Origin of the sequence: Ideonella sp., assembly GCF_041914305.1 — a bacterium.
In the GTDB taxonomy this organism is placed as follows: domain Bacteria; phylum Pseudomonadota; class Gammaproteobacteria; order Burkholderiales; family Burkholderiaceae_C; genus Ideonella.
In genome coordinates, this window is record NZ_JAYSDQ010000008.1 from 121,511 (window position 1) to 142,324 (window position 20,814).

The following is a 20,814-nucleotide window of genomic DNA, read 5'->3' on the forward strand; positions in this document are numbered from 1 at the left end:
GCGCGGGCCCGAGGTGCCGCCCGCCGTTTGATCTGGCGCAATCCGCCCGGGCATCGGCGCGGCGATCCTCGGGCTTGAAAAGGCCTGGGGACTGCCCCATGTCTTGTGGCAACGGAGGTTCCCACCCATGCGTCTGGACAAACTCACCACCGCCTTCCAACAGGCCCTCGCCGATGCGCAAAGCTTAGCGGTCGCGCGCGACAACCCCTACATCGAGCCCTCGCACCTGCTGGCGGCCATGCTCGCCCAGCCCGATGGCCCCAAGGCCCTGCTGGATCGCTCTGGCGCCAACACCGCGGCGCTGAAGACCGCGATGGACACGGCCATCAACGGCCTGCCCAGCGTGCAAGGCGGCGGCCCGGTGCAACCCGGGCGCGACCTGATCCAGCTGCTGCAGGCGGCCGACAAAGAGGCCAGCAAGCGCGGTGACCAGTTCATCGCCAGCGAGATGTTCCTGCTCGCCCTGGCCGACGCCAAGAGCGACATGGGCGGCATCGTGCGTGGCCACGGCCTCACGCGCAAGGCGCTCGAAGCGGCCATCACCGCGGTGCGCGGCGGCCAGACGGTCGACTCGGCTGAGGCCGAAGGCCAGCGCGAGGCGCTGAAGAAGTACACGCTCGATCTGACCGAGCGCGCCCGCCAGGGCAAGCTCGACCCGGTGATCGGCCGCGACGACGAGATTCGCCGCGCGATCCAGGTGCTGCAGCGCCGCAGCAAGAACAACCCGGTGTTGATCGGCGAGCCGGGCGTCGGCAAGACGGCGATCGTCGAAGGCCTGGCCCAGCGCATCATCAACGGCGAAGTGCCCGACACGCTGAAGAACAAGCGCGTGCTGGTGCTGGACATGGCCGGCCTGCTCGCCGGTGCCAAGTATCGCGGCGAGTTCGAAGAGCGGCTGAAGGCCGTGCTGAAGGAAGTGGCGGCCGACGAAGGCCGGATCATTCTCTTCATCGACGAGTTGCACACGATGGTCGGTGCCGGCAAGGCCGAGGGCGCCATCGACGCCGGCAACATGCTCAAGCCGGCGCTGGCGCGCGGCGAGCTGCACTGCATCGGCGCGACCACGCTGGACGAATACCGCAAGTACGTCGAGAAAGACGCCGCGCTGGAGCGCCGCTTCCAGAAGGTGCTGGTCGACGAGCCCAGCGTGGAGGCCACCATCGCCATCCTGCGCGGCCTGCAAGAGAAGTACGAGGTGCACCACGGTGTCGAGATCACCGACCCGGCCATCGTGGCCGCGGCCGAGCTGAGCCACCGCTACATCACCGACCGCTTCCTGCCCGACAAGGCGATCGACCTGATCGACGAGGCGGCGGCCAAGATCAAGATCGAGATCGACTCGAAGCCCGAGGTCATGGATCGGCTGGACCGCCGCATGATCCAGCTGAAGATCGAGCGCGAGGCGATGAAGAAGGAGCATGACGAGGGCTCGCAGCGCCGCCTTGGCCTGATCGAAGACGAGCTGGTCAAGCTGCAGCGCGAATACGCCGACCTCGAAGAGATCTGGAAGGCCGAGAAGGCCACGGCCCAGGGCTCGGCCCAGGTCAAGGAAGAGATCGAGCGCATCAAGACCCAGGTCGAAGAGCTCAAGCGCAAGGGCAACTTCGACAAGGTGGCCGAGCTGCAGTACGGCAAGCTGCCCGAGCTGGAAAAGCGCCTGAAGGAAGCTCAGGCCAAGGAAGCGGGCAAGAAGGGCACCGCCGGTGCGCCGCAACTGCTGCGCACCATGGTCGGCGCCGAAGAGATTGCCGAGGTGGTCTCGCGCTCCACCGGCATCCCGGTCAGCAAGCTGATGCAGGGTGAGCGCGACAAGCTGCTGCAGATGGAGGCCAAGCTGCACGAGCGCGTGGTCGGCCAGGACGAAGCCATCGTGGCGGTGGCCGACGCCATCCGCCGCTCGCGCGCCGGCCTGTCGGACCCGAACCGCCCGCTCGGCTCGTTCCTGTTCCTCGGCCCCACGGGCGTGGGCAAGACCGAGCTGTGCAAGGCCCTGGCCGGGTTCCTGTTCGACAGCGAAGACCACATGATCCGCGTCGACATGAGCGAGTTCATGGAGAAGCACTCGGTGAGCCGCCTGATCGGCGCGCCCCCGGGCTACGTGGGCTACGAAGAGGGCGGGGCACTGACCGAGGCCGTGCGCCGCAAGCCCTACAGCGTGCTGCTGCTCGACGAGGTCGAGAAGGCCCACCCGGACGTCTTCAACGTGCTGCTGCAGGTGCTCGACGACGGCCGCATGACCGATGGCCAGGGCCGCACGGTGGACTTCAAGAACACCGTGATCGTGATGACCAGCAACCTGGGCTCGCAGATGATCATGCAGATGGTCGGCCAGCCGAGCGACGACATCCGCGAGGCGGTGTGGGGCGAGGTGAAGGCGCATTTCCGGCCCGAGTTCCTCAACCGCATCGACGAGACGGTGGTCTTCCACGCGCTGGACCGCGCCAACATCGAGGCGATCGCGAAGATCCAGCTCAAGGGCCTGGAGACCCGCCTGGCCAAGATGGAGATGAAGCTCGACGTGGCGCCCGAGGCGCTGGCAGAGATCGCCAAGGTCGGCTTCGACCCGGTGTTCGGCGCACGGCCGCTCAAGCGCGCGATCCAGTCGCAGATCGAGAACCCGGTTGCGCGGCTGATCCTCGAAGGCAAGTTCGGCGCGAAGGACGTGATCCCGGTGCGCTTCGAGGGTGGCGAGTTCAAGTTCGAACGCGTCGTGCATTGAACCCAACCGCCCCAGGCGGCGCGGCGAAGGCCGCGCCGCCTTTCCGCTTTTGGGGCTGCGCCTGCGAAGCGCTGGGCGCCGAGCCGTGACGGCGACGACCGCAGCGCAGCCGCGCCCGGCGTGATGCCGCGTTCGACGCAGTGGTTTGCTGGCCGCTCCTAGAATGACTCTTTTGTGAACGCCCTGGAGCGCTGGACGAGATGCAAACCCTGACAGCGGCCGAGGCCCCCGTGGTCGTGGTGGGGGCCGGCCTGGCCGGCTTGACAGTGGCGCTGCACCTGGCGGCACAGGGCCAGCAGGTCATTGTGCTGGCCAAGCGCAACCTCGGCGAAGGTGCCACCGCATGGGCCCAGGGCGGCATCGTCGGCGTGCTGGGCTCCGACGACAGCGTCGAATCCCACGTGCGCGACACGCAAGACGCCGGCGCCGGCCTGGTCGACGAGCAGACCGCGCGCTTCATCGCCGAGCACAGCCCCGAGGCCATCGAATGGCTGGTGGCGCAGGGCGTGCCGTTCTCGCCCGACCCGTCGGGCCCGCTCGGGCTGCACCTGACGCGCGAAGGCGGCCATGCGGTGCGCCGCATCGCCCATGCGGCCGATGCCACCGGCCGCGCGATCCACGAAGCACTGCTGGCGCGCGCCAAGGCCCACCCGAAGGTGACGCTCAAGGAGCGCTGGATGGCGGTGGACCTGATCACCGAACGGCACCTGAAACGCGAAGACGCGCCACCGCGCTGTCACGGTGTCTACGCGTTGGACATCGACAGCCAGCGCGTCGAAACCCTGCCGGCCCGCGCCGTGGTGCTGGCCACCGGCGGCGTCGGCAAGACCTATCGCTACACCACCAACCCCGACACGGCCACCGGCGACGGCATCGCGATGGCCTGGCGCGCCGGCTGCCGGGTGGCGAACATGGAGTTCATCCAGTTCCACCCGACCTGCCTGTACCACCCGCAAGAGCGCAGCTTCCTGATCACCGAGGCCTTGCGCGGCGAGGGCGCGGTGCTGCGCCTGCCGGCCAACGGCAACGCCACGCCCGAAGAGCCGTGGGGCCCACGCTTCATGCCGGCGCACGACGAGCGGGCCGAGCTGGCGCCGCGCGACATCGTGGCCCGCGCGATCGACTTCGAGATGAAGAAGCACGGCGTCGACCATGTGTGGCTCGATGCCACCCACCTGGGCGAAGACTTCTTGAAAGAGCACTTCCCGACCATCCACGCGCGCTGCCTGACGCTGGGCATCGACATTGCGCGCCAGCCCATCCCGGTGGTGCCGGCGGCGCACTACACCTGCGGTGGCGTGGTGACCGACCTCGAAGGCCGCAGCGACCTGCCGGGCCTGTATGCGGTGGGCGAGGCCACCTACACCGGCTTGCACGGCGCCAACCGGCTGGCCAGCAACTCGCTGCTCGAATGCGTGGTGATCGGGCGCACCTGCGCCGGCTCGATCCTGCGCAGCGAAAAACAGGCCGTGCCACCGGTGCCGGCCTGGGACGAAAGCCTGGTCGAAAGCGCCGATGAGCAGGTCGTGATCTCGCACAACTGGGACGAGCTGCGCCTGCTGATGTGGAACTACGTCGGCATCGTGCGCACCACCAAGCGGCTGGAGCGGGCGCTGCACCGCATCGAGCTGCTGCGCAGCGAGATCGACGACTACTACGCCAACTTCCGCGTCACGCGCGATCTGTTGGAGTTGCGCAACCTCGTCGAATGCGCCGAGCTGATCGTGCGCTCGGCGCTGGTGCGGCACGAAAGCCGCGGCCTGCACTACAGCCGCGACTTTCCGTTGACTTTGCCCGTGAGCTTCCCCACGGTGCTGACCCGCCCGGCGCGCAGCGGCGCGCACTGAGGCTTGCCGCCGGCCGTCACTTCGGCTACATACTGAGGGCGGGGCCCGTCTCCGACGGGCCAGGGGGCAACGCCCATGAGTCAAGCGCAGCGCGCGCCGCTCGTCACCGTCAAGGACCTGGTCGTCATCGGCCAACCTTTGCCCTTCCACGTGCACGACGAGTTCGGCCGCCGCCTGCTGGCCGCCGGCCAGGTGATCGTCGGCGACACCCAGCTGGCGATGCTGCTCGAGCGCGGCGCCTGGGTGGACAGCGAACAGGCCGCCACCGTGCGGCGCGAGCGCCAGGCGGCCCGCGCGGGCGGCGGCGACCCGCTGATGTCGACCTACCGCGAACCCTCGCTGTTCGACCGCTGGGAGAAGCTGGTCTGGGAGCTCGACGCGCTGCTGCGCAAGGTCAACGCCGGCATGCCCTGCGCGCCAGAGCTGGAGGCGCTGGGCCGCAATGTGCTGAGCCAGATCGAGCGCGACGTCGACATTGCGCTGTTCGTCACCATCCGCCCGTCCGAGCAGCGATTTGCGCTGTATGCGCTGACGCATGCGCTGCACGCCGCCACGCTGGCCGTGGTGCTGGGTCGCCAGCTCGCCTGGTCGGTCGAGCAACAGCTGCTGCTGGTGCTGGGGGCGTTGACGATGAACGTCTCGATCCAGGAGCTGCAGGCGCAGATGGCCGTCCAGCCAGACCCCCCGACCGGCCGCCAAAAGCAGACCATCCGCGCGCACCCGGAGGCCTCGGCCACGCTGTTGCAGGCGGCCGGGGTCGGTGCCAGCGACTGGCTGACCATGGTGCGCGAGCACCACGAGCGCTCAGACGGCACCGGCTACCCGCAGGGCACCGCGGCCACGAGCGAGATGTCGCACGCGTTGCGGGTGGTCGATGTCTTCACCGCCAAGATCAGCGCCCGGGCCTTTCGCCCGGCGGTGCCGGTGCAGGTGGCGGCGAGGCAGTTGTTCCAGGACGAGCAGGGCAGCCCGATGGCCACCGGCATGATCAAGGCGATGGGGCTGTACCCGCCGGGTGACCTGGTGGTGCTGAAGAACGGGGAGATCGGCGTGGTGGCCCGCCGCGGCGCCAGCGCGACCACGCCGATCGTGGCCAGCCTGACCAACACCGCGGGCCAGCCGGTGGCCGGCACCTCGCTTCGCGACACCGCCAAGCCCGAGTTCGCGATCACCGGTGCGGCCGGCGATCGCAAAGGCCTGGCGCGCGTGCTGCCCGAGCGGGTCTACGGCCTGGTGCGTTAGGGCCGCTGTCTACCGCCGCGCGCGCATCGCGTTGCGCGCCTGCACGAAGCCGAAGGCGAATTCGACCGCCTCTTGCACCGCGCGTTCCGACTCGGCGCGCTCATGCTCGGTCTGAAAGAACGCAAAGTCCACGTCGTGGCGGATGTAGCGCGGCGGCAGTCGGTTCAGCGCGACGCAGGCGATGTCGGCCAGCGTGTCGCTGTTGGCCTGCAGGTGGGGGTAGTTGCCCGCCTGTTCCTGCACGGCGGAGAACACGACTTTTTCGTAGAAGTTGTGGATCGAGGCGGAGTCCATGCGTCGTGTGGGTTGAGCCAGGGTCGAACAGGTTGGCAGTGTCACCCGGGCGGCCGGCATTGGTCCATCGGGATTGCGTGAAGTTTCAGGCGCCGAGCCGATCGAGCACCCGCATCGAGTAGTCGACCGCGATCACGTCCTTGGTCAGCTTGCCGATCGAGATGCGGTCGACACCGGTGGCGGCGATCTCGCGCAGGCCGGCGAGCGTGATGCCGCCCGAGGCTTCGAGCAGCGCGCGGTTGGCGGCCAGGGCAACGGCGTCTTTCATCAGCGATGGGCTGAAGTTGTCCAGCAGCACGCTGGTTGCGCCGTTGTCGAGCGCCTCTTGCAGCTGGGCCAGGGATTCGACCTCGATCTGGATCTCGACCCCGGCATTCAGCTCGCGCGCATTGCGCAACACGGGGCCGATGCCACCGGCTGCGGCGATGTGGTTTTCCTTGATCAGGATGCCGTGCCACAGCGCCAGCCGCTGGTTTTGGCCACCGCCCACGCGCACCGCATATTTCTGGGCCTGGCGCAGGCCGGGAATGGTCTTGCGCGTGTCGAGCACCGCGCAGCCGCGCGGGTTGGGCGAGGCGCCTTCGATCGCATCGACGTGCCGGCGCGTCACCGTGGCGGTGGCGGACAGCAGCTGCAGAAAGTTCAGCGCCGGCCGCTCGGCCGACAGCAGCGCGCGCGCATCGGCCTCGATCTCGCAGACCGGCGTGTTGGCGCCCATCAGTGCGCCTTCGTCGTAGTGCCAGTCGACGCGGCCTTTGGCGTCCAGCGCGTGCAGGCAGGCATCGAACCAGTCGCGCCCGCACAGCACGGCCTCTTCGCGCACCGTCACGCGCGCATGCACGCGGCGGCCGGCAGGGACCAGCAGGCCCGTCCAGTCGGCGCGGCCGATGTCTTCGAACAGCGCGTCGCGCACATTGCGGGCGCGGGCTTCTTCCAGCGTTTCGTCGTGGTCGAACATGGGGGATCTGGTCAGGGGTCAGGCGGCGCCGATGCCGCGCACCATGCCTTGCACGCGAGGCGCCAGCGCGCTCGGGTTCTTGGCGACGAAGTCGAGCATGCGGTCGATGCAGCGCACGGCGTCGCGCGCGACAGCCGGGTCGACGTGGATCTCGCCCTGGCCACTTTCGAGACAATCGATCACTCCTTGCAAGCCGTTCATCGCCATCCACGGGCAATGGGCGCAGCTCTTGCAAGTGGCCGAGTTGCCGGCGGTCGGTGCTTCGATCAGGGTCTTGCCCGGGGCCAACTGGCGCATGCGGTGCATGATCTGGTTGTCGGTTGCGACGATGTATTCCTTCGCCGCGCCGTCGACCACCGCCTTCAGCATCTGCGAGGTCGAGCCCACCACGTCGGCCAGGTCGACCACCGCCTGGGGCGATTCGGGGTGCACCAGCACCATCGCATTCGGGTACTCGGCCTTCAGCAGCTCGAGCTCGGTGGCGCGGAACTCGTCGTGCACGATGCAGGCGCCGTTCCACAGCAGCATGTCGGCGCCGGTGTGCTCCTGGATGTAGCGGCCCAGGTGCTTGTCGGGGGCCCACAGCACCTTCTGGCCTTGGTCTTTCAGGTGCTGCACGATGGCCAGCGCGCACGAGCTGGTCACCATCCAGTCGGCGCGGGCCTTCACCGCGGCGCTGGTGTTGGCGTAGACGACGACCTGGCGGTCTGGGTGGGCGTCGCAGAAGGCGGCAAAGTCGTCCGGCGGGCAGCCCAGGTCGAGCGAGCAGGTGGCGTCCAGGTCGGGCATCAGCACCCGCTTGTCGGGCGACAGGATCTTGGCCGATTCGCCCATGAAACGCACGCCGGCCACCACCAGCGTCTGGCTCGCGTGGTCGCGACCGAAGCGGGCCATCTCGAGCGAATCGGCAACGCAGCCGCCGGTTTCGAGCGCCAGGTCCTGCAGGTCGTCTTCGACGTAGTAGTGGGCGACCAGCACCGCGTTCTTCGCCTTCAGCAGCGCGGCGGCCTTGGCCTTCAGTTCATCTCGCTGCGGCCGCGTCAACGGCGGCGGCACCTTGGCCCAGGCATGCGCGGTGCAGGTCGCACCGGTCGCATCTTGCCGGGTGTAGTCGTAGACGGCTTCTGTCATGGGCAAATTCTAGGTGGCAGGGGTTCGCGGGGCGGAGACAGGGTCTTGGCGCGGCCAGCGCACGGCCGCTCCGAAGCGGCCGCGCACCCTCTCGGAGGGTGGTTGCGGTACTCCGCAACCGGGTGCTCCATTCAAGCCTCGGCAAAGAACCGGCTCGGCGGCATGCCGACGGCGCGCGTGACCATGGCGCTGAACGCACTGGGGCTGGCATAGCCCAGCTCGGCGGCGATCAACTGCATCGGCAGCTTGCGCGCGGCCATCGTCAAGGCCTTGGCCAGCAGCAGTTGCTGGCGCCACTGGCCGTAGCTGGTGCCCAGCTCTTCGGTGAACCAGCGCGACAAGGTGCGCGCGCTGGTCGCGGCCTCGGCGGCCCAGCCTTCGATGTCGGCGTGGCGCAGCGGCTCGTCCAGCATCGCCTCGCACACGCGGCGCAGCCGGCCTTCGCGCGGCAGCGGCAAACCCAGCTGCAGGCTGCGGGCGCGGCGCAGCTCGTCGAGGATGAGGGTGTTGATGCCCACCTCGCGGGCACGGTCCGGCTCGTCGACGGCGTCACCGTCGGGCGCGGTCGCCAGCTGCACCACCAGCTCGCGCAGCAGGGGCGTCACGTCGAGCACGCGGCATTGGCTCCAGTCGCCGCTGGCGGCCAGCTGCTTCACGGCGCTCTCGTGCAGGTAGACCGTGCGCAGGTCGGCCTGCTCGACGGCGGTCACGGCATGCACCACACCGGGCGGGATCCACACGGCGCGCGAAGGCGGCACCAGGTAGCTGCTGTCAGACCCGGCGCCGCCTGGGCCGGGCCGCGGCACCCAGCCTTCGAGCTGGTCATGACGCTCGGGAGCGACCTTTCGCTCCTTGAAGGCTGACACCCGCACCGCGCCGCTCATCGAGAACACCAGCTGCGCCCAGCTGTGCCAGTGGGGCTGGATGTCCATGTGGTGGGCCATGTGGCGCGCTTTGCCCCGCAACGGCCGTGCGTCCGTGGGCGCATAACGCATCGGGTCCAGCGGCGGCACGCTGGTCCGGCTGCGGTGGGCGAGGGGGGCGGGGCGCGTTGGCATGAATTCGATAGAACTTGTCGAGCTATCGTAACCCGGACGACCTCGGGCTGCCTACAGTGGGCCGATGAATTCAGTCACCGTCCCTCTGCCTGCCGCGGCCGCAGCGCGCCGCGACTTCGCCACCATCGGCCTGATCGGCCTGGCGCACGGCTGCTCGCACTTCTTCCACATGCTGCTGCCGCCGCTGTTCCCGGCGTTCATCCGCGACTTCGGCCTGAGCTATTCGGAGCTGGGGCTGCTGGTTACCACCTTCTTCGTGATCTCTGGCATCGGCCAGGCGATGGCCGGCTTCCTGGTCGACAAGACCGGCGCGCGGCCGGTGCTGTTTGCGGCGCTGGGCTGCTTCATCCTGGCGGCGCTGGCGGCGGCGTCGGCCAACGGCTTTGGCGGCCTGGTGCTGGCGGCCTCGCTGGCCGGACTGGGCAACTCGCCGTTCCACCCGGTGGACTTCACCATCCTGAACAAGCGCGTGTCGCAGCCGAGGCTGGGCCATGCGTTCTCGGTGCACGGCATTTCGGGCAACCTGGGGTGGGCGCTGGCACCGGTGTTTTCGATCGGCATCAGCGAAGCCACTGGCAACTGGCGCATGGCCTATGTGGGCTGCGCATTGGTCGCCTTGGCCGTGATGCTGCTGCTGGCGCTGAACCGCGACGCGATCGATGACAGCCAGGGCGCCTGGGCGCATGAAAAGCCCGGTGCCGCCGCCGCGGGTCAGCCCGAGCACCCGATGGCCTTCTTGCGCCTGCCGTCGGTGTGGCTGTGCTTCTCGTTCTTCTTCTTCACGACCGCGGCGTTGAGCGCGATCCAGAGCTTTGCCAGCCCGGCGCTGCAGGCGATGTATGGCCTGCCCGCAACGATCACTGCGTTCGTCGTCACCGGCTACATGCTGTGTGGCGCGGTGGGCATGGTGATCGGTGGCTTCCTGGTGGCCCGGTCGCATGCGCTGGAGCGCAACATCGGCATCGCGATGGCCGGCTCGGCGGTGTTGCTGCTGCTGGCCGGCAGCGGTTGGTTGTCGGGTGTGACGGCCGCAGGCCTGGCCGCGGTGGCCGGCTTCGGCACCGGCCTGGCCGGCCCCTCGCGCGACATGCTGATCAAGCGCGCCGCGCCCCCAGGGGCCACCGGCCGTGTCTACGGCACCGTGTATTCGGGCTTGGACGTGGGTTTTGCGATGGCCGCACCGATCTTTGGGGCGCTGATGGACCGCGGCGCCGCCAACGGCGTGTTTCTCGGCGCCGCGCTGGCGATGGTGCTGGGCATCACCGCCGCGAGCCTCGTCGGCGTTTTCCGCCGGAGACATCCCGCCTAGGCGCGCGCAGCGTCGCCGCGTATCAAGTGGCGTGCGCGGATCCGGCTTTGCCGGTCCGCTGCGCGAGCCCCTTGGGGGCAGCCCCCGGGAGGGGGCGTGGGGCCTCACTGTCCCGCGCTACAGTGCCGCGCATGCCTGAATCCAACTCTCCGCGCCTCGCCGGCCATGCCCTGGTCGAGGCGCTTGTCGCCCAGGGTGTCGACACCGTTTTCGGCGTGCCGGGCGAAAGCTACCTCGCCGTGCTCGATGGCTTTCACGAGCACCGCGAACAGATTCGCTTCATCGCCTGCCGGCAAGAGGGTGGCGCCGCCTTCATGGCCGACGCCCATGCGCGGCTGACTGGCCGGCCCTGTGTCTGCTGCGTGACGCGCGGCCCCGGTGCCACCAACGCGGCGATTGGCGTGCACACCGCGTTTCAAGACAGCGTGCCGCTGATCCTGCTGGTCGGCCAGGTGGCCTCGGACCAGCGCGACCGCGAAGCCTTTCAGGAGCTCGACTACCGCCAGGTCTTCGGCCCCGGCACGCTCGGCATGGCCAAGTGGGTGGCCGAGGTGCACGACGCGAACCGCCTGCCCGAGTACATCGCCCGTGCGTTCCATGTGGCGATGCAAGGCCGCCCGGGCCCGGTGGTGCTGGCGTTGCCCGAAGACCTGCTGACCACGCCCACCGCTGCGCCGGTGCTGGCGCGCGCCGAGCCGGCCGAAGCCTGGCCTGCACCCGGCGCCCTGCGCGATCTGCGGGCCCGGCTGCTGGCGGCCCAGCGGCCTTTCATGATCGTCGGCGGCCATGGCTGGACACGCGACAGCGCACTGGCCCTGCAGCGCTTTGCCGAGAACTGGCAACTGCCGGTCGGCTGCGCTTTCCGCTACCAGGACACCTTCGACAACCAACACCCGCAGTACGCCGGTGACGTGGGCATTGCGATCAACGCGGCGCTGGCCCGACGCATTCGCGACGAGGCTGACCTGGTCATGGCGGTCGGTGTGCGCCTGGGCGAGATGACGACCAGCGGCTACACGCTGCTGACGCCGCCGCGGCCGCGCCAGGTGCTGGCGCATCTGCACCCCGGCGCCGAAGAACTGGGCCGCGTCTACGCGCCCGACATCGCACTGCAAGCCTCGCTCAGTTGCGCTGGCAAGGCGCTGGAGACATTGGCCGCGCCGCCCGAACTGCCTTGGGGCGAGTGGACAGCCTCGGCCCACGCCGACTACGAGGCCAACCGCGTGCACCCGCCGGTGGCACCGCTGGACATGGCCGAGGTCATCAAGACCATCGAGCGCCTGGCACCGGCCGACACGGTCTACACCAATGGCGCCGGCAACTACGCCGGCTGGCTGCACCGCTATCTGCGCTACCGCGGGCTGGCCTTGGCCGGCAAGACGCAACTCGCGCCGACGGCCGGCTCGATGGGCTACGGCCTGCCCGCTGCTGTGGCGGCGAGCCTGACGCAGCCGCATCGCCTGGCGATCAACCTGACCGGCGACGGCGATTTCTTGATGAACGGGCAAGAGCTGGCGACCGCCAGTGCCTACGGTGCGACCCGGCTGATCAGCATCGTGGTCGACAACGCGACCTACGGCACCATCCGCATGCATCAGGAGCGCGAATACCCCGGCCGGGTCAGCGGCACCTACCTGGCGAACCCCGACTTCGCAGCACTCGCCCGCGCCTATGGCTGGCAGGCCGCAACGGTCGAACGCACCGAGGATTTCGAGCCGGCCTTCGCTGTCGCACTGAAGGCCGGCCGGCCGAATCTGCTGCACCTGAAGCTCGATACCGACGTGAGCCACACCCGGGGCACCTTGACCAGCATCCGCGAGGCGGCGCTGGCCAGGCAGCAGGGCGCGGCGACGGGCGGCTGAGCGTTACTGGCCCGGCGTCTGCTTCGCGCGGCTGCCGACCAGCAGCACCACGCCGGCCAGCACCACCGCCACGGCGGCCCACTCGAAGCCGGTGACCGACTCGCCGGCGATCGCCACGCCCAGCAGCATCGCAATCACCGGGTTGACGAAGGCGTAGCTCGAGGCCAGCCCGGCCGAGGCCTGGGCCAGCAGCACCATGTAGGCGTTGAAGGCGATCAACGAGCCGAACACCACGAGGTAGAACCACGCGGCCACGGCCTCGGGTTGCGGCGGCCATACCGGCGTTTCACCGCTGGCGGCGGCCAGCCCCATCAGCACCACGCCGCCGCACAGCATCTCGCTGGCAAAGCCCATCGCGCCGGGCGCCAGGGGCAGGGTGCGTTGGCTCAGCACGCTGCCGATCGACCAGCTGACGCAGGCCACGGTGACGGCGATCAAGCCATGGGTGGACGCCTGAAAGCTCGCCCCTTGCGTGAGCATCAGCACGCCGACCACGCCCACGGCGATGCCGGCGCTTTCCATGCGCCCGGGCTTGACGCCGTAGCACAGGTTGATCAGCGCAATGATCAGCGGCAGCACCGCGATGAAGGCCACCACTACGCCGGAGCCGACCGAGGTCTCGGCCACCGCCGTGCCGCCCATGCCGCCGCCCAGCATCAAGGTGCCGCAGATCAGCGCATTGCGCCATTCGGCGCGTGTGGGCATGGGCGTGCCGCGCCATCGCAGCCACACCATCAACAGCGCCCCGGCGGCGATGAAGCGCGTGCCCATCTGAAAGAAGGGCGGGAAGCTGAGCAGCGCGTACTTGATCGCCAGGTAGGTCGAGCCCCACACCAACCAGGTGGCGGCGAGGCAGGCGATCAGCAACGGCGACAACCCGAAGACGGGCGGGCGGGTGGCAATGGTGGTCGTCATGGGCATGAATGTTAGGCAAGCAGACGCTTCGTTTCCATATTCCATGCAAGGTGATGATGCGGGTTAGCCTTTGTTTTCAATGTCATTGCGGTGATACGCTTTGGCCATGCCTTCTGCAATCGACTTTGACAGCTACGACGCCCGAATCCTGGCCGAACTGCAGGCCGATGCCCGCTTGTCGATGACCGAGCTGGGGCGCCGCGTGCACCTGTCGCAGCCCGCGGTGACAGAGCGGGTGCGCAAGCTCGAAGCCGCCGGCGTGATCACCGGCTACCGCGCCACCGTGAACCTCAAGGCGCTGGGCTACGGCATCCGCGCGGTCATCCGCGTGGGGCGCACCGAGTTCGAGCGCATCGTCAAGCTGGTGCAGGACACGCCCGAGGTCGTCAATGCCTACAACGTGACCGGCGAAGACAGCTGGGTGCTCGACATCGCGGTAACCGACGTGGCCCACCTCGACGCCGTGGTGTCGCGCTTTTGCGAGCTGTCGGTGACCAGCACCTCGATCATCCTCAAGGCCGTGCGCGAACACCAGCCGATCGCGCCGGCGCGCAGCGAGAATCCACCGGCTTGAAGCTTGCTTGAGTCACTGCCATGGACAAACCAGTTTCCACCTGCGACCTGTGCGACCGCTTCCGTGATTCAGACGACAGCGGTTTTCGCGTGCTGCGCGGCGTGTTCCGCTCGTACGGCGGCCGCGCTGCCTTTCATGGCCCGGTGCGCACGGTGCGCTGCTTCGAAGACAACTCGGTGCTGCGGGCGCTGGTGCAAACGCCGGGCGAGGGTCGGGTGATCGTCGTCGACGGCGGTGCCTCGACGCAGCGCGCGCTGCTGGGCGGCAACCTGGCCAACTTTGCCGCCAGCAACGGCTGGGCCGGCGTGCTGATCAACGGTGCGGTGCGCGATCTCGCCGAGCTGCGGGCGGCCAATGTCGGCGTGTTCGCACTTGGCCATTGCCCGATGCCCTCGCAAAAGCGCGACGAAGGCCAGCTCGACCAGCCGGTGCGTGTGCAAGGTGAGTGGGTGCGCCCCGGCGAGTGGCTCTACGCCGACGAGGACGGCGTGGTGGTCTACCCGACGGCGCTCTGAGTTGGGCGCCAATGAGGTGCCAAGGCCACAGAATCGGCGCCGCCTGTTGAGGGCGAAGGCTACAATGCGCAGCTTCGTCGGGGTGTAGCGCAGCCTGGTAGCGCAACTGCTTTGGGAGCAGTGGGTCGGACGTTCGAATCGTCTCACCCCGACCATTCCACCATCTGCTCGGCGCCTGTCGGCGCGCCGCCTGAGCGGGCCCGAAGGCAAATTCGGCCACGGCTCGGCCCGCACTTAGCCCCCACTTCGTACGATACTGGTTTCTTGACGATGCCAATGCCCTGGCGGCATTCGGCCCTCGCACAGGAGACCGCGCATGTACGTTGCCCGCCTGCTACGCCCACTCCTGGTGTTTGGGTTCGTGGGCGCGGCTGGCTCGGCGCCGGCTGCGGCACACGCCGAGGCGCCTGCCTCCGTCTTGCATCTGGCCAGCCTCGAGTGGCTGCCCTACGTGGGCCCCGGCCTGGCGCAAGACGGCCTGTCCGGCGCGGTGGCCTCGGCGGTCGCCAAGCAGTTCGGCTACACGATCAAGGTGGACTACTTCCCGTGGACCCGTGCGATGCAGGTGGGCCGGGAAGACGACAGCTACACCGGGTACTTTCCGGCCTACTACACCGAAGAGCGTGCTCGGCAGTGCCACTTTTCGGCGCCCATGGGCCACAGCACGCTGGGCCTGGCCTACCTGAAGGACAACCCCGTCAAATGGCATACGGTGGCCGACCTGGTCGGCGTCAAGATCGGGGTGGTGGCCGGGTATTCGAACGGCGCCGAATTCGACGCGCTGGCCAAGCAAGGCAAGCTGACGATCGATGCCTCGCCGGGTGACCTGTTCAACATGAAGAAGCTGTTGGCCAACCGGGTGCAGGCGGCGGTCATCGACAAGTCGGTCTTGCGCTATCTGGTGCTGACTGATCCGTCGCTGAACAGTGAACGCGAGCGCATCGAGTTTCACGAAAACGTGCTGGCAGAGCTGTCGCTTCACGTCTGTTTCCACCGAACGCCGGCCGGGCAGAAACTTCAGCAGAGTTTCGACGCGGCCTTGCGCAACGTCGACATCAAGAAGATCGAGGCGGCCTACTTTCAACAGCTGGAGAGCGACGTGAAACTGAAGGCCAAGTGAGCAGCCGCATGACAAGCTCGGGCTGCAGCCGATACAGGGCGGGGCTGCGGATGTTTTCAGAGTTTTGAAGTCACGAAACCTGATGCGCGCCAAACTGAGAACCGCGATCGTCCTGACGGTTGTCGTCGGCCTGCTGATCCCGGTTTCCGTCAGCAGTTTTCTGATGCTGGGCCAGCGCCAAGAGGCGTTGACGCAGCGCATGCTGTCGGACCACGAGCGCCTGACCGAAATTCTCGCGCTCGGCATGCAAGAGCCGCTGTGGAACCTCAACCCCGCCGGTGGGCTGCCGCTGTTCGAATCGCTGCTCAGCGACAGGCGCATCGTGGCCATCGCCGTGCGCGACACCAAGGGCCGAGAGTTCCTGTCGAAAGAATTCCCCGATCGCCGCCAGGGCGGGCCAGACGGCCAGTTGAAGCTGGAGCGCAACGTGGTCAGCCAGGGCGGCGAGGTCATCGGCCGCGTCAGCCTGGAGATGGACAGGGGCCTGCTCGACGCTGAGATCGCCAGCGACCGGCGCCTGTTCGGCTGGACCGTGCTCGGGCAACTGCTGCTCAGCCTGGTGCTGATCGTGACCTTGTTGCAGCGCCGCGTGCTGCTGCCCGTCAAGCGGCTGATGCGCGAGTCGGGGCGCCTGGCCGAGCGTGACTTGTCGACGCCGTTCGTCTGGGAGCAAAAAGACGAGCTCGGCCGCCTGGGCGCGAGCCTGGAGCACACGCGCCAGGCGCTGCAGGCGCTGTTCAGCGAGATCGAGACCAAGAACCAGATGCTCGAGCAGGACATTCGGCAGCGCGCGATGACCGAACTCGAGCTGCAGCGCCACCGAGACCACCTGGAAGAGTTGGTGCGTGAACGCACCCGTGAGCTCCAGGCGGCCAAAGAGCGGGCCGATGTGGCGAACCAGGCCAAGAGCACCTTTCTTTCCAGCATGACGCACGAGCTGCGCACCCCGCTGAACGCGATCCTCGGCTATGCGCAGATCCTGAAGTTCGACAAGGGCCTGAGTGAGCGGCAGACGCTCGGGCTCAACACCATCCAGCAAAGCGGCGAGCATTTGCTGACGCTGATCACCGACCTGCTGGACCTGTCGAAGATCGAATCGGGCAAGTTCGAACTGTTGCCAGAGCCAGTCAAGCTGAAAGAGTTTCTGCTCGGCATTGCCGACATCATGCGGGTGCGGGCCGAACAAAAGCACCTGCAGTTCCGCTTCGAGCTCGCCGAACAATTGCCCGACGTCGTGCAACTGGATGAGAAGCGGCTTCGCCAGGTGCTGCTCAACCTGCTGGGCAATGCGGTGAAATTCACCGATGCGGGCCACGTCGTGATGAGGGTGTCGATGGCCGAATCGGCCTTCATGCAGGCGCGCCTTCATTTCGAGATCGAAGACACCGGCGTCGGCATGAGCCCCAGCCAGCTGGAGGGCATCTTCAAGCCCTTCGAGCAGGTGGGCGATGTGCGCCGCAGGTTTGGCGGCACGGGCCTGGGTTTGTCGATCAGCCGGCAACTGGTGCGCCTGATGGGTAGCGACATCCAGGTGCACAGCGAGCCCGGTGTCGGCAGCAAGTTCAGCTTCGATGTGCGGGTGCCGCTGGGCACCGGCAGGGTGGCGCCGGCGCCGGTGCGGCAGCGCGTGATCGTGGCGTATCGAGGGCCCAAGAGATCCGCGCTGATCGTCGACGACGTGGCCGCCAACCGCGAGATGCTGAAAGACCTGCTCGGTGGCCTGGGGTTCGAGATCCATCTGGCCACCGATGGCCGCGAGGGCTTGGCGCAGGCGCTCGAGCACCGGCCCGACATCGTCTTCATGGACATCGCGATGCCGGTGATGGACGGCATGGAGGCCACACGCCGCATCCGCCGCACGCCCGAGACCGCGAACACCCCGGTCATCGCCATCTCGGCCAGCGTGGCCAGGGAAGACCAAGAGGGCATGGCGCTCGCCGGTGCCAATGCCTTCGTCGGCAAGCCGATCGACCGTGACCTGTTGCTGCGCAAGATCGGCGAATGCCTGGGCCTGGTGTGGGTCGACGATGGCGCAGCCGGCGCCGAGCGGGCGGCTGTGGATACTCTGCAGGACGAACTGGATGCCCCGGCCAAGAATGACTAGAAGCTTGGCGTGGATGAGGCATCCAAAGCGCGCTGCCCCGCGTATCCGATCGGCAATGGAACCCGCTGTGTTGACCCGATGACCTCACGCTCCCGACGCGCTCTGCGCTGGCTGGCCGCTCTGGCCGTTGTGCCTCTGTTGCTCTACCTCGCGGCGTTGACGTGGCTGTGGTTCCGGCAGGAGCGGCTGCTGTTCCACCCCGACCCTTGGCCCAGCCAGGACCCGCCCGCGCTGGCCGCGCCCGATGTGCACACCGTCTGGGTCGACGTGCCCGGCGCCAGGCTGCATGCGCTGCACCTGCAGCAACCGGGGGCACGGGGGCTGGTGTTCTTTCTGCACGGCAACGGCGGCAACCTGGCCAGTTGGTTCGTCAACACCGATTTCTACCGCCGCGCCGGCTACGACCTGTTCATGCTCGACTACCGCGGCTACGGCCGCAGCAGTGGGCAGATCGCCAGCGAAGCCCAGTTGATGGACGACGTGCGGGCGGCCTGGCGGCAGGTGTCGGCGCAATACACCGGCCGGCCGGTGGTGGTGTATGGCCGCTCGCTCGGCACCGGGTTGGCCGCGCAGCTGGCGGCCGAGGTCGACCCGGCCCTGACGGTGCTGGTTTCGCCCTACCGCAGCATGGCCGCGCTGGCCGGCGAGCACTATCCGATGGTGCCGGCAGCGGTGCTGCGCTATCCGCTGCGCACCGACGAGGTCGTGGCCCGCATCCGCGGCCCGGTGTGGCTGGTGCATGGCGAGCGCGACAACCTGATCCCCCTGGCCCACAGCGAGGCCCTGCGGGCGGCCGCCGGCGCGCAACACGCGCACCTGCTGCGCCTGCCGGAGGCGGGGCACAACGACGTGCACGAGTTTCCCGCCTACCTCGACGGCCTGCGAGCCGAGTTGGCCCGGCTCTGACGGGGCCGGCGCCCGCCGGGCAAGACCCTGCGGCGGGCGCGGGTCTGAATCCACCTGATCGCGGGTGCCGTATGGCTCGATGAGAGGCGCGCCCTTCGGCGCGCCCGCCGGGCGTTGAGCGCTTTGCCATCGGCAGCGCGCGCATCCCCGGGCCAGTGAATGGGGCCACGATGACTGTTGTCGCTTCCGTCTGCCGCGCGGCTGTTCTGCCCAGCGGCGCCTGGGCTGTGCAAGCCCATGCCGGGGCGGGGTGGTGGGCCCCCCAAGAGGGGGAGAATCCGCTGCAAATCGACTGGCGTAAACCCGCTGTTGCCGGTGGCGCCAACGTGGCGCAATGGGCCGGCGCGAACGCCAGGAGAAGCCATGTCCCCCCATTCCTTGCCCATGCACAGACACCTGCCGCGCCGGCCTGCTGCCCCTGGTGGAGCACGGCCGTGAGCCCCACCGCCCACGGGGCCGAAGACAAGCACCCGACCGGGCACACGCGGCCCGTGGCCGCCCGCGAGGTCGGCCTGCAGGCCGACGAGTTCGAGCCTGACCATGGCCTCGACGCCGATGAAGACCCGCTGCTGCAGGATGCTGACTCGGCCGCCGCGATCGCCGACGCCGAGCCGCGCGCCGCCGTGGCCGCGCTGGACGACACCGCTCTGGCCGCCTTGATCGTTCGCATCGGCCAGCACGACGACAAGGCCCTGGCCGCGCTGTACGACGCCACCGCCTCGCGCGTGTTCGGCCTGGTCGGCCGCATCGTGGTCGACCACTCGCTGGCCGAGGAGGTGGTCGAAGACACCTTCTGGCAGGTCTGGCGCCAGGCGGTGCGCTTCGACGCCGACCGTGGCCGGCCGTTGACCTGGCTGCTCGCGATGGCGCGCTCGCGCGCGATCGACGCGCTGCGCCGGCGCGAGCGCCGGGCGATGGTCCCGCTTGGCGACGAGGAGCAGGCCGCGCTGTGCGACGAAGACAGCGCCGGCCCGCCCGACCTGCTGGCGGCCACCCACGGCCAGCACCTGCTGCACCGCGCGCTCGCCGCGCTCGACGCCCAGCCCAGGCAGTTGATCGCGCTGGCGTTCTTTCGCGGCCTGACCCATGAAGAGATCGCCGGCTGCACCGGCCTGCCGCTCGGCACAGTGAAGTCGCAGATCCGCCGATCACTGCAGGCCCTGAAGCTGTGGCTGGCCGAGGCCGGCTGCCCGGACCTGCCGCTGTGATGCTCGAACTCGAAGAAAGAAGGCTGTCATGACCACCGACCACCGTATGGATGCGCCGCCGGGCCGGGCCGACCCGATCCGGCCTGCGCCTGATCTGCTGGCCGACGAGGCCGCCGTCTTGCTGCAAGGTGCGTTGGCCGAGGCCTGGCCCGAGGCGCCAGCGGCAGGCAGCCTGCGCGACAAGCTGGCGCGCCGCGCCGCGCAAAGTGCCCGGCGGATCGGCGCGATGGTGAACGTGCGCCGGCAAGAGCGCGTGCTGCTGGAGCAGCGCGACGGATGCACCGTGCACCGCGTCTACAGCCATGGCGACGCCGCCGAGCTGCGGCCAGGTGAGCCACTGCAACTGCGGACCATCGAGCTGGCGCCGCGCGCGGCCTGGCAGTTGCCGGCAGGGCGGCTCGAGGTGGGCCGCGATTGGCTGCTGATTCGCGGGCAGGGCCAACTGCAGGCCGAGGGTGAACCCGCCGTGGTGCTGAACCCGCTCGACTACCACGTGCAAGGCCCGGTCGCCAGCTGCGCCGCCGCGCGCATCGAGGCGGGTGCCGATGGCGCGATGCTGTTGCTGCGCGAGCGCTGGCTGGGGCCGGCCGGCACGGCGGCCGAGCCGGGCTCGCAGACATCGCGCGACGCACCGGACGCATGGGAAGACTACGCCCCGCTGATCAAGCGCCGGGTGCTGTGGCGCCAGGGCCCGATGGCCGCGATGCTGTGGCTGGCCTCACCCGGCGCCACCGTGCCGCACCACCAGCACGGCCACGACGAAGAGTGCCTGATGTTGCGCGGCGACCTGTTCCAGGACGACTACCTGCTGCGCGAAGGCGACTACCAGCTGGCGCCCTGCGGCACGGGGCATGAGACGGTCAACACCGACACCGGCGCGCTGATCTACGCGCACGGCGACCTGGACATGCAGATCGCGGATTAGCGATCGCGCGCCGCAGGCCCATGATGTGGTCTGATGGCCTGCCCGGAGGGACTCGAACCCCCGACCTGCTGCTTAGAAGGCAGCTGCTCTATCCAGTTGAGCTACGGGCAGCGCGGGGGCGAATTCT

17 protein-coding genes and 2 tRNA genes are annotated in these 20,814 nt (G+C 68.7%); 13 read left to right on the top strand and 6 right to left on the bottom strand.

Going from position 1 to position 20,814, the window contains the following annotated elements; translation table 11 throughout:
* The first annotated feature begins 127 nt into the window (after positions 1 to 127).
* The 3 genes from clpB to ACE3SG_RS12615 all read left to right on the top strand — a co-directional run bounded on the left by clpB (position 128) and on the right by ACE3SG_RS12615 (position 5,808).
* Positions 128 to 2,719, top strand: coding sequence for an ATP-dependent chaperone ClpB (gene clpB, locus ACE3SG_RS12605; protein WP_374565397.1), 2,592 nt, complete (start codon positions 128 to 130; stop codon positions 2,717 to 2,719).
* 200 nt (positions 2,720 to 2,919) lie between these two features.
* Positions 2,920 to 4,566 carry an L-aspartate oxidase gene (gene nadB, locus ACE3SG_RS12610; RefSeq protein WP_374565399.1) on the top strand — a complete coding sequence of 549 codons (1,647 nt, stop codon included), beginning with the start codon at positions 2,920 to 2,922 and terminating at the stop codon, positions 4,564 to 4,566.
* Between the two features lie 75 nt (positions 4,567 to 4,641).
* Positions 4,642 to 5,808, top strand: coding sequence for an HD-GYP domain-containing protein (locus tag ACE3SG_RS12615; RefSeq protein WP_374565400.1), 1,167 nt, complete (start codon positions 4,642 to 4,644; stop codon positions 5,806 to 5,808).
* A 9-nt stretch (positions 5,809 to 5,817) separates the two neighbouring features.
* Here ACE3SG_RS12615 and ACE3SG_RS12620 read toward each other — a convergent pair whose 3' ends face one another.
* The 4 genes from ACE3SG_RS12620 to ACE3SG_RS12635 form a co-directional block, all read right to left on the bottom strand.
* Positions 5,818 to 6,102 (bottom strand): late competence development ComFB family protein, encoded by a 285-nt coding sequence (locus tag ACE3SG_RS12620; RefSeq protein WP_374565402.1) that lies wholly within the window; start codon positions 6,100 to 6,102, stop codon positions 5,818 to 5,820.
* An 85-nt stretch (positions 6,103 to 6,187) separates the two neighbouring features.
* Positions 6,188 to 7,060, bottom strand: a complete 873-nt coding sequence (nadC, locus tag ACE3SG_RS12625) for a carboxylating nicotinate-nucleotide diphosphorylase (RefSeq protein ID WP_374565404.1) — start codon at positions 7,058 to 7,060, stop codon at positions 6,188 to 6,190.
* A gap of 18 nt (positions 7,061 to 7,078) precedes the next feature.
* Positions 7,079 to 8,191, bottom strand: coding sequence for a quinolinate synthase NadA (gene nadA / locus ACE3SG_RS12630; RefSeq protein WP_374565405.1), 1,113 nt, complete (start codon positions 8,189 to 8,191; stop codon positions 7,079 to 7,081).
* Positions 8,192 to 8,322: 131 nt separating this feature from the next.
* Positions 8,323 to 9,135: a helix-turn-helix transcriptional regulator gene (locus ACE3SG_RS12635; protein WP_374565407.1), complete on the bottom strand. Its 813-nt coding sequence runs from the start codon at positions 9,133 to 9,135 to the stop codon at positions 8,323 to 8,325.
* Between the two features lie 178 nt (positions 9,136 to 9,313).
* On the opposite strand from ACE3SG_RS12635, the gene ACE3SG_RS12640 reads away from it, so the two are divergent.
* Positions 9,314 to 10,558: an MFS transporter gene (locus ACE3SG_RS12640; protein ID WP_374565409.1), complete on the top strand. Its 1,245-nt coding sequence runs from the start codon at positions 9,314 to 9,316 to the stop codon at positions 10,556 to 10,558.
* 131 nt (positions 10,559 to 10,689) lie between these two features.
* Positions 10,690 to 12,420, top strand: a complete 1,731-nt coding sequence (locus ACE3SG_RS12645) for a thiamine pyrophosphate-binding protein (protein ID WP_374565410.1) — start codon at positions 10,690 to 10,692, stop codon at positions 12,418 to 12,420.
* 3 nt (positions 12,421 to 12,423) lie between these two features.
* Here the strand turns inward: ACE3SG_RS12645 and yedA are convergent, their stop codons facing one another.
* Complete coding sequence (gene yedA, locus ACE3SG_RS12650) at positions 12,424 to 13,335, bottom strand: drug/metabolite exporter YedA (protein WP_374565412.1); 912 nt, start codon at positions 13,333 to 13,335, stop codon at positions 12,424 to 12,426.
* Positions 13,336 to 13,441: 106 nt separating this feature from the next.
* Here yedA and ACE3SG_RS12655 point away from each other — a divergent pair, with 106 nt between their 5' ends.
* The 8 genes from ACE3SG_RS12655 to ACE3SG_RS12690 all read left to right on the top strand — a co-directional run bounded on the left by ACE3SG_RS12655 (position 13,442) and on the right by ACE3SG_RS12690 (position 20,687).
* On the top strand, positions 13,442 to 13,909 hold the full coding sequence (locus tag ACE3SG_RS12655) for an Lrp/AsnC family transcriptional regulator (RefSeq protein WP_374565414.1): 468 nt from the start codon (positions 13,442 to 13,444) through the stop codon (positions 13,907 to 13,909).
* Between the two features lie 20 nt (positions 13,910 to 13,929).
* Positions 13,930 to 14,424 carry a ribonuclease E activity regulator RraA gene (gene rraA, locus ACE3SG_RS12660; RefSeq protein ID WP_374565416.1) on the top strand — a complete coding sequence of 165 codons (495 nt, stop codon included), beginning with the start codon at positions 13,930 to 13,932 and terminating at the stop codon, positions 14,422 to 14,424.
* A 78-nt stretch (positions 14,425 to 14,502) separates the two neighbouring features.
* A tRNA-Pro gene (locus ACE3SG_RS12665) sits at positions 14,503 to 14,579 on the top strand.
* A 263-nt stretch (positions 14,580 to 14,842) separates the two neighbouring features.
* Positions 14,843 to 15,544, top strand: a complete 702-nt coding sequence (locus ACE3SG_RS12670) for a substrate-binding periplasmic protein (RefSeq protein ID WP_374565417.1) — start codon at positions 14,843 to 14,845, stop codon at positions 15,542 to 15,544.
* Between the two features lie 82 nt (positions 15,545 to 15,626).
* Positions 15,627 to 17,648 carry an ATP-binding protein gene (locus ACE3SG_RS12675; protein WP_374565419.1) on the top strand — a complete coding sequence of 674 codons (2,022 nt, stop codon included), beginning with the start codon at positions 15,627 to 15,629 and terminating at the stop codon, positions 17,646 to 17,648.
* A 78-nt stretch (positions 17,649 to 17,726) separates the two neighbouring features.
* Positions 17,727 to 18,554, top strand: a complete 828-nt coding sequence (locus tag ACE3SG_RS12680) for an alpha/beta hydrolase (protein ID WP_374565421.1) — start codon at positions 17,727 to 17,729, stop codon at positions 18,552 to 18,554.
* A gap of 434 nt (positions 18,555 to 18,988) precedes the next feature.
* Positions 18,989 to 19,762: a sigma-70 family RNA polymerase sigma factor gene (locus ACE3SG_RS12685; RefSeq protein ID WP_374565423.1), complete on the top strand. Its 774-nt coding sequence runs from the start codon at positions 18,989 to 18,991 to the stop codon at positions 19,760 to 19,762.
* A 28-nt stretch (positions 19,763 to 19,790) separates the two neighbouring features.
* Entirely contained in the window at positions 19,791 to 20,687 is an 897-nt protein-coding gene (locus ACE3SG_RS12690) for a cupin domain-containing protein (protein ID WP_374565426.1), read from the top strand.
* Between the two features lie 34 nt (positions 20,688 to 20,721).
* On the opposite strand, the gene ACE3SG_RS12695 is transcribed toward ACE3SG_RS12690, so the two are convergent.
* Positions 20,722 to 20,798 (bottom strand) — tRNA-Arg (locus tag ACE3SG_RS12695).
* Positions 20,799 to 20,814 lie beyond the last annotated feature (16 nt).

Bases quoted from the DNA above. Each gene is read 5' to 3' on its own strand.
- yedA (WP_374565412.1), bottom strand. From the start codon at position 13,335: ATGACGACCACCATTGCCACCCGCCCGCCCGTCTTCGGGTTGTCGCCG.
- ACE3SG_RS12675 (WP_374565419.1), top strand. From the start codon at position 15,627: ATGCGCGCCAAACTGAGAACCGCGATCGTCCTGACGGTTGTCGTCGGC.
- nadB (WP_374565399.1), top strand. From the start codon at position 2,920: ATGCAAACCCTGACAGCGGCCGAGGCCCCCGTGGTCGTGGTGGGGGCC.
- rraA (WP_374565416.1), top strand. From the start codon at position 13,930: ATGGACAAACCAGTTTCCACCTGCGACCTGTGCGACCGCTTCCGTGAT.
- nadC (WP_374565404.1), bottom strand. From the start codon at position 7,060: ATGTTCGACCACGACGAAACGCTGGAAGAAGCCCGCGCCCGCAATGTG.
- ACE3SG_RS12680 (WP_374565421.1), top strand. From the start codon at position 17,727: ATGACCTCACGCTCCCGACGCGCTCTGCGCTGGCTGGCCGCTCTGGCC.
- ACE3SG_RS12620 (WP_374565402.1), bottom strand. From the start codon at position 6,102: ATGGACTCCGCCTCGATCCACAACTTCTACGAAAAAGTCGTGTTCTCC.
- ACE3SG_RS12655 (WP_374565414.1), top strand. From the start codon at position 13,442: ATGCCTTCTGCAATCGACTTTGACAGCTACGACGCCCGAATCCTGGCC.
- ACE3SG_RS12635 (WP_374565407.1), bottom strand. From the start codon at position 9,135: ATGGCCCACCACATGGACATCCAGCCCCACTGGCACAGCTGGGCGCAG.
- ACE3SG_RS12640 (WP_374565409.1), top strand. From the start codon at position 9,314: ATGAATTCAGTCACCGTCCCTCTGCCTGCCGCGGCCGCAGCGCGCCGC.
- ACE3SG_RS12690 (WP_374565426.1), top strand. From the start codon at position 19,791: ATGACCACCGACCACCGTATGGATGCGCCGCCGGGCCGGGCCGACCCG.
- ACE3SG_RS12615 (WP_374565400.1), top strand. From the start codon at position 4,642: ATGAGTCAAGCGCAGCGCGCGCCGCTCGTCACCGTCAAGGACCTGGTC.
- clpB (WP_374565397.1), top strand. From the start codon at position 128: ATGCGTCTGGACAAACTCACCACCGCCTTCCAACAGGCCCTCGCCGAT.
- nadA (WP_374565405.1), bottom strand. From the start codon at position 8,191: ATGACAGAAGCCGTCTACGACTACACCCGGCAAGATGCGACCGGTGCG.
- ACE3SG_RS12645 (WP_374565410.1), top strand. From the start codon at position 10,690: ATGCCTGAATCCAACTCTCCGCGCCTCGCCGGCCATGCCCTGGTCGAG.